Annotated in this window: 6 protein-coding genes; 2 read left to right on the top strand and 4 right to left on the bottom strand. The window is 35.8% G+C overall.

Annotation, left to right across the window (positions count from 1 at the left end; translation table 11 throughout):
- Positions 1-35 precede the first annotated feature (35 nt).
- The 3 genes from OC526_RS05465 to OC526_RS05455 are packed head-to-tail and all read right to left on the bottom strand — an operon-like array spanning position 36 to position 1,367.
- Entirely contained in the window at positions 36-266 is a 231-nt protein-coding gene (locus OC526_RS05465) for a hypothetical protein (protein ID WP_262122625.1), read from the bottom strand.
- A 7-nt stretch (positions 267-273) separates the two neighbouring features.
- A complete protein-coding gene (locus OC526_RS05460; RefSeq protein ID WP_262122624.1) occupies positions 274-507 on the bottom strand; it encodes a hypothetical protein in 234 nt (77 codons plus the stop codon).
- Between the two features lie 8 nt (positions 508-515).
- Positions 516-1,367 carry a fructosamine kinase family protein gene (locus OC526_RS05455; RefSeq protein ID WP_262122623.1) on the bottom strand — a complete coding sequence of 284 codons (852 nt, stop codon included), beginning with the start codon at positions 1,365-1,367 and terminating at the stop codon, positions 516-518.
- 147 nt (positions 1,368-1,514) lie between these two features.
- Between OC526_RS05455 and OC526_RS05450 the strand changes: the two genes are divergently transcribed.
- Together OC526_RS05450 and OC526_RS05445 are read left to right on the top strand one after the other, a co-directional pair.
- Positions 1,515-3,473: a bifunctional metallophosphatase/5'-nucleotidase gene (locus OC526_RS05450; protein WP_262122620.1), complete on the top strand. Its 1,959-nt coding sequence runs from the start codon at positions 1,515-1,517 to the stop codon at positions 3,471-3,473.
- A 174-nt stretch (positions 3,474-3,647) separates the two neighbouring features.
- On the top strand, positions 3,648-3,926 hold the full coding sequence (locus OC526_RS05445; RefSeq protein ID WP_262122619.1) for a hypothetical protein: 279 nt from the start codon (positions 3,648-3,650) through the stop codon (positions 3,924-3,926).
- A 123-nt stretch (positions 3,927-4,049) separates the two neighbouring features.
- Here the strand turns inward: OC526_RS05445 and OC526_RS05440 are convergent, their stop codons facing one another.
- The gene (locus OC526_RS05440; protein WP_262122618.1) at positions 4,050-10,472 is read right to left on the bottom strand and encodes a G5 domain-containing protein; all 6,423 of its coding nucleotides are present in this window, start codon (positions 10,470-10,472) and stop codon (positions 4,050-4,052) included.
- Between the last annotated feature and the right edge of the window lie 309 nt (positions 10,473-10,781).

Here is a 10,781-nt window from a genome sequence, read left to right as displayed (position 1 = left end):
TTGCTTAAAAAAACGCTAGTTTCCTAGCGTATTTCTTATATTCCAAATTTTCTAGCAATATCTACTGACTCGTGATAATAGGATTTAGCTACTCCATCTTCATTTGCCAAGATGTATTCATCTACTAAAAAATTGCTTTCATCATCATTATTTTTTATCCTATAGACCTCATAACCCTCGTAGACTCCAAGAAATGCAATTTCACTATCTTCCTCAAATTCCTTTATTGTAAATTCCAAGGCTTGGTCATAATATTTATTTTCCATAATTCTCCTAATCTATATCAAAAAAGTGGACTATCTCATAATCTTCATCGCTATCAGCTATGCGAACGCCTTCATCATTTACTAAGGCAAAGGCTCCTACTCCGTCTGTATCATCATCAGTATTTACTACATAGCAATCATAGCTCTCCCACTCACCTAGATAATCTATATCTGTATAGCCGTCATATTCGTTTTGTACAAAGTCTAATACTTTTTCCTTGCTCTTTTCTATCAATGTCATAATTCACCTCAAAAATTAAGTATATTTTCCATAATAGCATTTACTGAAGACTCATACATTTCTCCAAATTTTACAAGGTGCACCATATATAAGTAAAGCCTGTAAAATTCTAATCGCAATCTATATCCATCTTCTAATGGATAGATTTCATTATATCTTTGGTAAAATTCATCAGTAAATTCGCCAAAAACTGTTGTTATTCCTATATCAAATTCCCTATCGCCATAAAATGGACTAGGATCAAATAAGGCTGGTGACCCATCGCTTAAAAACATATAGTTGCCACCCCATAGGTCACCATGAAGTAGAGATGCTTGAGATTTCTGATTTTTAAGTTCATTGTCCATTATCAGGTATACCTTCTCAAACTTTTCATAATCATAGTCAGTCCACAAATCCATATCCATTAATTGTTTGGCTAATACATTCATACGCTCTTCTAAAAAAACTTCTGCCCAAGTATCCTTCCAATCATTTGAAAATGTAGTTTGTGACCCCCTGTAAGGATAATCAAAACCAAATTTTCCATTAGGGCTTTTCTTTTGGTGCATCTTAGCAACTACTTCAGCAAGCTCACTTTGTGATCCTTTGCTAGCTTCTTCTAAAAAGGATAAAAGCAAATAAGCATCTCCATCAACAAATCCATGGTCAATTACCCTAGGAGCATTTATGCCAATTTCTTCAAAAAGTTTTAGTCCAGCTATCTCACCATCATAAAAACTATCATAACAATTTTTTTGAACCAACATATAATATAATTTATCAGCCGAATATATTTTGTATGCATCATTGACATCACCACCACGGCTGGCCCTAATATCTGTTACTTCAATCGGCAAATTTCCTATAAACTTTTCCATAGTATATTCCTTTCTAGCTTACCTATTCTTTCTTATCTTTTACCCTTACTTAGATTTTACAAACTCATACAAATATAAAATAAATTTTACAATACTTACTTTGAAAATATTATATGATAGATATATAAATAAATTTTTGGAGGATCTATGTTAAACAATAAAAAAGTAAAACCAATTTTTACAGCTGCACTAAGTTTTGCACTTCTTGCATCAGGCCTAGTTACATCAGTTAACGATGCTTATGCAATTCCAGATGATGGCAAAAAAGCTCAACTTGAAACATCGTACTTTAACAACAATGTATCTAATAAAGCTAGTAAAATGCTTTTAAATGAGTATCCTAACCTTGCAAATGGTGCTGAATCTCAACTTAGTGATCTTGTAAAAAAATCAGATGAAGCACTTAAAAAATCAAAACCAGTTGTAGATGCCCTACATCCAGAAAGAGCAAATGAAGATGAAAGCATCAAAAAATTAGACAATGCCGTATTTAATAACAAGGTAAAAGCAGAGTCAGTTTTCCTATTATTTGAACTAACACCAAATAAAATCGAAAATAGCAAAGATAAATTTACTAAAATGGTAAATGACTCTATGACAGCCCAAGGAAAAGCAGAATACAAATTAAACAAACTTCGTGGCTACAAAACAATTTCAATTGTCCATGTAAATGATACTCACGGTAGAATCGAAGAAAATGAAAAAAATGGCGAACTTGGTTTTGCTAAGTTAAAAACATATTTTGATAACAGAAATACAAATAATAATGCCCTACTATTAAACGCAGGTGATGTTGTCCACGGTACAACTTTTGCCACAATATCTCGTGGTGAGAGTGTAATCGATGTGATGAACCAAATGGGATTTGATGCAATGGCAGCTGGTAACCACGATTTTAACTACGGATACCAAAGACTAGTAGAACTAAATAACAGAGCAAATTTCCCAATCTTTGCTGCAAATGTTACTAACCAAGATGGTAATAATATTATAGATTCAAATAGCATCATCGATGTTGATGGAGTAAAAGTTGGTATCTTTGGTCTAGCTACTGAAGAAACAAAAACAAAATCTTCTCCAGCAAATACAGAAGGACTAACATTTGCAAACACTATAGAAACAGCTCAAAACGAAGTTAATAACTTAAGAAATCAAGGTGCACAAATCATTATCTGCCTATCTCACCTAGGAGAAGATAAAGAAAGCAAAGAAACTTCAACAATGATTGCTGAAAATGTAGAAGGTATTGATCTAATAATCGACGGTCACTCACACACAGAATTACAAAATGGTAGATATGTAGGTAACACACTTATTGCTCAAGCAAAGGCGCACGGATATTTTATCGGTGATGTTACACTTCTATTAGACAAAGATAACAAAATCGTTGCAAAAAGCGCTAGCCTAAAACCATACGCTAGAATGAAACACCTATACGCAAACAAAGAAACACTGGCACAAATAGAAGCAGTTTCAAATGAAAACAAAAAAGTACTTGACCAAAACGTTGGGCAAACAAGTGTTGACCTAGAAGGTGCTCGTGAAATGGTAAGAACTCGCGAAACAAACCTTGGTAACTATATAACAGATGCAATGATAAAAGCAACCGGTGCAGATGTAGCAATTACAAACGGTGGTGGAATTAGAGATTCAATCTCAGCTGGAAATATCACAAAAGGTGATGTACTAACAGTATTCCCATTCACCAACTTTGCAGTAACTTTAGAAGTACCAGGATCAGTAATCAAAGAAGCTCTAGAACACGGTCTAACAGATGCACCTAACTCAGCTGGAAAATTCCCACAAATTGGTGGAATGATGGTAAAATATGATTCTACAAGACAAACCGGTGACAGAGTAACAGAAATAACAATTGCTGGTGAAGCTATGGATCCAAACAAAACCTACACCCTAGTTACAAACGACTTTATGTCAATTGGTGGAGATGGATATGAAATGTTTAAGGTATATCAAAGAACTGGAGAATATGAACTAATCTCAGAAATCTTTGAAAATGCTATCAGAAACGATGGAGAAATCAATCCACAAATAGACAACAGAATGACAGATATAAGTCAAGCTACAGCAGCAGACAAAGCAGCTTAGATATTATTTAAAACTCCTACTATATATAAGTAGGGTTTTTTTTAATATCTTCCTTTATTGATGATAAATAGCAATCATTTACATAAATTGTATAAATAATAAGCTTATTTGACAAATACGCCCTATGAGGCTATAATAACGCTGTTAAGATAATTAACAAAAAAGGAGAGTATTATGAACAAAAAATTAATCGCATTAGCATTAGCAGGAACATTCGCATTTGCAGGATGTGGAAACAATGCAGAAACAAAAGAAGCTGAACCAACAACAGACACAACTGTTACAGAACCAGCAGTAGACGAAGCTACAGACGCAAAAGAAGCTGAAGACAAAGCTGACGAAGCTGAAAACAAAGCAGAAGAAGCAGCTGACGAAGCTAAAGAAGCTGAAGAAAATGCTGATGAAGCAGCAACAGAAGCTGAAGAAGAAGCTACAGAAAAAACAAATAACTAATAAGATTAATAATCAAAAAGATGGGCTTGATAGTCCATCTTTTTTATGATATTTTGCAAAGAAAAACCCTAAGTTTATCAAAACTTAGGGTCTTTTTTAGTTTCTACGAATCAGAAAGATTTTCTATTCTTCTTCGTTTTCTTTATTTCTAGTAGCGTATAAACCAGCACCAGCAAGAGCTAATATAGACGCTACATTAATAGCACCGCTCACACCAGTTTTTACGTTGTTACTTGCACCTTTATCAGATGATTTAGTAACTACACTTCTAGTAGGTGAGCTTACTTGGTTGTTAGACGAGATAGATGTTGATGGGCTTGGCACTCTTAGCTTGTCTGATGATATATCATTATCTTCGTTTTCTATCTCGGTCTTATCTTTAGTATCTAGCTTGTCAGTTTCTTCTGGTTTTTCACCATCTTCAGTTTTGTCATCCTTACCTGTCTGTTCAGTTTTGTCTGACTTATCAGGAGTTTCTGGTTTTTCAGTTGCTTCTGATTCTGAATTATGTCCAGGAATTTCTTCTGGTGTTAGTTTATCATCTGGCTTTTCAGTTGTTGGATCTTCTGGTTTTGGATCTTCGCCTGGAATACCTGGTTCGTTTGGCTTACCTGGCTCTTCTGGAGTTTCTCCTGGAGTATCTGATTCGTTTGATTTACCTGGATCTTCTGTAGTCTCTCCTGGAGTACCTGGTTCGTTTGGTTTGCCTGGTTCTTCAGGTTTTGTTGGATCTGTCGGATCTGTAGGTTCGGTTGGGTCCGTTGGATTTTCTTCACCTGGGTCTTGCGGATCTGTCGGATCTTCTTCGCCTGGCTCTTCCGGATCTGTAGGTTCGGTTGGGTCGGTCGGATCAGTTGGATCAGTTGGATCTACTGGTGGGATTTCGCAGACATTTTTGGTTCCAACTTTGATTATTTTCTTAGTTGGCTCTGCTATTGTCTTATCCTCCCTAGAAACTTCCTTACTATTTTCTATAGTAATAGTAGTTTCCTTTTTACCTAACGCACCTTCTTGAACAACTTTAGTTGTACCAGCTTCTAATTCTGGATCTTCTTGGATTTCTACTTCAAAAGGTATGTCACTTTCTACAGTTACTGTTCCTTCTGTCTTAGACCCATATTCTACGACCTTATTTGTAGGTTCAGTTCTTTCTTCTGTTACTTCAAGCTTACCAGTTTCCTTGTTGAAACTTGTGGTATAGGTTAACTTACCTGGCGTTCCCTCTTCAACAACCTTAGTTTCACCAGCAGGAAGTTCTGGATTGTAGCGGTATTCAGTATTTGAAGGAAGTTCAGTTTCTTTAGTAACTGGTTTTGTACCAATTCTAACTACCCTGTCTTCTTTTTCTGTGATAGTCTTAGTTTCTTCAGAAGTTTCTCCGGTACCGTCAGTAATTTTTGTAGTAATGGTTACTTTTTCTTTACCGACTTTGCCTTCGCTTTCTACTTTTTCACTTCCTGCATCCATAGTATCGTCATAAATATATTCTGTTTCAAAAGGTATTTCTCTATCTACAGTTTTTACTGTTGAGCTTTCTGAAACTTTTGTACCTATGCGGACAATATGGTTCTTAGGTTGAGAGTTTATTTTTTCGTTTAGTTTCTTTGGATCTCCATCTGGTTGACCATTTTTAATATCTTGTTCATAATAAGTTGTCTTAGAGCCAGCTTGGCCTTCTTGATCAACTACTTTTTCACCTTTAGCAAGATTTGGATCTTCCGTAATTGTTACTTCAAATGGAATCGGACAAGTTTTATCGTACTTGTAAGTTCCTGTAAAGTCTTTTGTACCTACAATAATCTTTTGAGTAGCTTCTGTGACTTTTTCTTCTTCAGTAGTTGTTACTTCCCCTGTCTTTGGATCGTATTTGTTGACAGTCTTTATTTCTACCTTGCCCTTGGTTAGATCGCCAACCTTGACTACACCCTTGTCTAAATTTTCGTCGTAAACATATTCAACTTTAACATTTACGTCTTTTGAATAGTCTTTATTATTTTCAGCTGGTTTTGTACCAACTTTAATTACCTGTTGAGTAGGATTTGTTGTTGATGTTACTTCAGAAGTAAGTTCGCCATCAGCTTCGCCGTTTTTGACTGCTTGAGTGTATTTTGTTGTCTTAGAACCTGCAACACCTTGTGTCACAATCTCACTTGTGCCGGCTATCATATTTGGATCTTCAATTACTTTTACATCGTAAGGAATTTCCTCTGTCACTTCGTGGCTTACATTTCCTGTAAAGTCTTTCTTTCCAACTCTTATTTGTGCATTAACAGGCTTTTCTTCTTTAGTTACACTTGCAGAGTCTTTAACTACTTCAGAATTCTTTATAGTCCATTCAGTAGTTCTTGAGCCTTCTTTGCCCTCAACATCTACTACATATTCTCCAGCCTTTAAGTTGGAATCATATTCGATTTCATACTTAAACGGAATCTTTTCTTCGTGTGAGTGCTTACCTTCAGTCATTGTACCAACTCTGATAATTTGATTTTGAGGTTGAGACTCTGTTACTACTGGATTTCCCTTTGTAACTACACCATTTACTACCTTTACATCAGTTTTTGTAGTCCTTACTCCGTCAATACCTACTTGTTTAGTTTCTCGTTTCCCAGCTTCTAAATTAGGATCAAATTCTATTTCAGTCTTAAATGGAATTATTTCATTATCTTCTTCTGTATAAGATGCTGTAAGATCTTTTGTCCCAATAACTACTTTCCTTGATGGGTTTGTAACAACAGTATCTTCTGTAGTTTTGATTTCTCCTGTTTCTGGATCATATTCATTCTTAACTACAGTTGTTACGGTTCCAGGTTTGAGATCTCCTATGTTTACTACTCCCTTGTCTATTGTTGGATCATAGATAATATCAACATCCACTTCAACATCACTATCAATAGTTTTACTATTTTCAGCTGGCTTTGTACCAATTTCGATTATCTCTTCTTTTGGTGCAACATACTTATCAGTAAGTTCTTTTTCTGTAAATGTAGAACCTTCTTTTAAGTTTCCATTTACAATCTCACCAGTGTATTCATAAGTTCTTGAACCGGCAACACCTTTTTGCTTAACATTGGATTTGCCTGCTTCTAGTTCCGGATTTTTTACTACCTTTACAGTATATGGAATTTCTTTTGTAACTGTATTTGTAACGGTACCATTGTAGGCTTTTTGACCAACTTTAATTACAGCGTCTACTGGATCTGTTATTTTAACTTCTGGATCGCCAACTTTTTCTGAATTGACAATAGTCCAAGTCTTTGTGTTTTCTCCTTCTTTTCCTGGAGTTACAATCTTGTAGTTTTCAGTAGCGTCTGGATAATTTTTGTAGAAGTCAGGATCAAATTCTACCTTGTATCCAAATGGAATCTTGTCTGTATCGACAATTTGACCTTGAGTCTTGGTACCGATTTTGACCTTCTTATTTTTTGCATCTTTAGTAACATTTTTATTTACAGTAATTGTTCCATCTTCATTTCTTGTTGTGGTGATGGTCACTTCACCCTTTTCACCATCATTAATAAGTTCGGTTTTTCCTACATCCAATGTGTTATCAGGAACATATTCTGTATCAAATGGAATTTCTACTGTAGTTGAAGCAGGTTTTGTACCAATTTTTATAATTCTTGGTGTCGCTTCCTTAGTAACTACTGCTTCAATTTTGCTTTCGCCTTCTTTAAAAGTTCCATCTTGTTGGAAAATACCTTTTTTACCATTTAGGGTATCTTGGACGAAAGTTATCTTTAGTTCTCCCTTTTGACCAGCTTGTGTTTCTTGGAAGTGACCTTCTGGAAGATTTTCGTCGTATACGACCTCTGTTTCATAAGGTATTTCAGATGTCTTTGTTTCATTGGTTAAAGTCTTATGTTGCTTTGTGGCAATAAATTGAGCTTTGATTTCTTCAGTTTTTTCTTCACCTGTCGTTTGGTCAGTATATTTTACTTTAACAGGAACAGTTAATTTTTCCCCTCCATTTATTTCCTTTCCATCAGGAAGATTTGTTGGAAGAGTCGCTGTTACAGCACCTGTTTCTTGGTCAATAGATACATTCCAAACATTTCCCTTGTTGTCCTTAAAGGTATTTCCAATAAGTTCGTAGGACTGAGGTTGGTTTTTCTTTAAGTCCTCTTCACTTTTTGTAATGATTGGCTTATTGACTAAGGTATTTCCTTGTGGTCCTACCTCTGCCAGGTATTCCGGTCTATTGTTGTTGGTTTCTTGGACAACAAAGTGGAACCAGTGGGTGTCTGTAGATCCATTTGTATAAGTGTATTCAACAGGTAGGGCTAAGAAGTCCCCGGCCTTAGCTTGTTTTGGAGCTCTTATTGTAAACTTTGAAATATTGTCAGACTTACCATCAACTATCCAGCGTTTGTCTGCGTAATCCTCGCTTGTGATAAATTCATCATAATCAACTCCCAAATCATCAGCAATTTGCTTGTTGGCTATATCAAGGAATTCTTCTTTTAGTTTACCTGATGCTTCTCCACGACTATAAGCGCCGTCCATCTCTCCACCAGTTTTTTGAGTTCCACCAGTTTCTGCCGGATCTTGTATCTCGACACTAAAGTCATTACCGGGAAATACCTTTGTAGAAGTATGGTCATCAAGTTTTTTTCCTTCTTGATCTTTAAAGTCTTGGTCATAGTAGCGTGTGTCATCTAGGTTTAGCTTGAAGTCACCGATAAGGTTATAGTGGTCGTAACGGTCGATGCCTTGCTTGTCAATTACAACATCTTTACCATTGTGGTTAATTGTAGCTGTGCCGGCACCTGTTTCTGTGTAATAGCCATTGCCATTACCCTCAACTATAGCTTTAAATTCTTCTGCCGTTCTTGGACGGGCAAAGAATTTGACTTCTAGATTTTGAAGATTCTTGTATTCAGGTGTATTGAAGATAGAATCTTCATTGATAACAGTCTTGCCATTAGCGTCTTTCTTTAGGGCACCATCAGGCATTTTGACTACTACATTGTCATTTTCATCAATATAGGCTTTAGCTCCTTTGACAACTTCACCTGTAATAGGATTGTAGACTTGGCCTACAAGTCTTTCCCTAGCATTGTCATCTAGGTTTTCAACCTTGACTCCAGTTGTAATAGTTTGGCCTTGGACAAATTCTTTTTGGTCATGACTTCCGTTTAGTTTGATAAGGCTAAGCTTGTCGTTCTCATTTGGCCAAGGGTTGACTGTGAAACTAAATTGAGCACTGGCTCCCTCAGTAGCATTAGGTTTAACATAGTGGTCTTTTTTATACTTACCTTGCCAAGCCATTGTTGTGTTGGTATTATCTATGTTATTTATATGTTTTATATCATCTTCAGTGGCATAGAGATTTAAGTTCCTCTGATCTCTTCTTCCGTCTATTTTTATCTCAGATGTAGCCTTATAATTTGGATCTTTCTCTCCTCCAGCAATTTTATCACCTGCTTCATTAGCAGAAACATTACCGGTATCAAGCACTCCTCCCATATTACCAGTATTGGTAAAATAAAAGTCAGTGTATGTTCTTTGACCTTTTTCCTTGTCGATTTCAATCTCGACTCCCCATTGGGTCTTGTCTTCACTTGCTGCAGACGGTTCTGAGCTATGATAGCGGTAACCATCTACAAATTCATTCATTTCATCAGGTGGAATAAAGTTGGCAGCTGTGCCATTACCTTGTTCCATCTCGGTTGAACGATAGCGTTCTTCGCCACTATAGTCTTTGATCTTCTTTTCGTCTTCGGCATAATTTGGTTCAGTTGCTTCTTCGCCTTCCCCGGCTTGTTGGGCTTGAGGTGTCTTTTCTTCTGAAATTTCTAGTTTTTTTTCAGCTAAAACTTCTGCACCTTCTTCTGATGGCAATTGTGCACCTTCAGATGTTTTAGGAAGCTTATCGTCTTCTTCTAATAGTGGGTCGTCACCTGCCTCTGTGTCTTTTTTAAGTCCCCCTTCCACTGAAGAGTCTTCTGGACTATCTCCAGATTCAGATTCCTTTATGGCTTCATTGTCTGCTGGTATATCTTTCAGAGCATTTGTATTATCTTCTGTATTGGATTTGTCAACTGCATCCGTTGCTGTAGCAAAATCAGTTTCTGCAGCACTTCGGTTTGAATCAATGGATTGACTCTTTTCTTCGGGATCTTGGTTAATAAGGTCATCACTAGTATCAGATGAGGTTTCAATTGACTCATCCACTGGGTCAGTTTTATCTGTAAATTCCTCATTATTTTCGTTGCTAACTTTTTGAGTATTGGCCTCTTCTGCTGAGTCTTCAAGATTTAGGGCATCAGCTTCTGAATCTATTAAATTTTCACTTTTTGATGATTCTTCTACCAATGTAGTTTCTTCGCTGGTGGATTCTTCTTCAGCAGTAGTGTCATTAGTGCTATATCCGCTATCTTCTTCAGTAGTTGTAGGCTCAATAAAATCAGCATTTTCATTGATTTCATAAACTATATTTGTAGCTTCAGCAGCGTGAGCATCTGGAGCTGATGCTATCATCAATGCACCTAGCATGGTAGATGATAGACCTATTATAAACTTATTTTTGTTTTTCTTCTTTGGCATGGCTTTCCTTTCCGGCTTTACACCTGGTTTTTTTTTATAGAATCGTATTAATTGAGATTTTATTATTTAATATGAGTTACATTAATATAATTATTAGTATTATACTAGGTTTTTCAAAAATTCATAATTTCTTTATAATTCATATGTACTCAAATTAGAGGATAAAAAAAACTAGAACTTTCATTCTAGTTTCTTAAAATAATTTATCATTTAATTATTCTTTACTAGGATATGGTAGTAATATTATTTTTGCTGGCATAGTTTATTACATATAAATGTTTGTCATGGTGCATGTATTTAGAAGTTTAT

The organism is Anaerococcus sp. Marseille-Q5996 (assembly GCF_946893725.1).
GTDB lineage: Bacteria > Bacillota > Clostridia > Tissierellales > Peptoniphilaceae > Anaerococcus > Anaerococcus martiniensis.
The sequence above is the reverse complement of the archived record's forward strand: the minus strand, read 5'-3'. Positions and strand labels throughout refer to the sequence as shown.

Bases quoted from the DNA above. Each gene is read 5' to 3' on its own strand.
- OC526_RS05465 (WP_262122625.1), bottom strand. From the start codon at position 266: ATGGAAAATAAATATTATGACCAAGCCTTGGAATTTACAATAAAGGAA.
- OC526_RS05460 (WP_262122624.1), bottom strand. From the start codon at position 507: ATGACATTGATAGAAAAGAGCAAGGAAAAAGTATTAGACTTTGTACAA.
- OC526_RS05455 (WP_262122623.1), bottom strand. From the start codon at position 1,367: ATGGAAAAGTTTATAGGAAATTTGCCGATTGAAGTAACAGATATTAGG.
- OC526_RS05450 (WP_262122620.1), top strand. From the start codon at position 1,515: ATGTTAAACAATAAAAAAGTAAAACCAATTTTTACAGCTGCACTAAGT.
- OC526_RS05445 (WP_262122619.1), top strand. From the start codon at position 3,648: ATGAACAAAAAATTAATCGCATTAGCATTAGCAGGAACATTCGCATTT.
- OC526_RS05440 (WP_262122618.1), bottom strand. From the start codon at position 10,472: ATGCCAAAGAAGAAAAACAAAAATAAGTTTATAATAGGTCTATCATCT.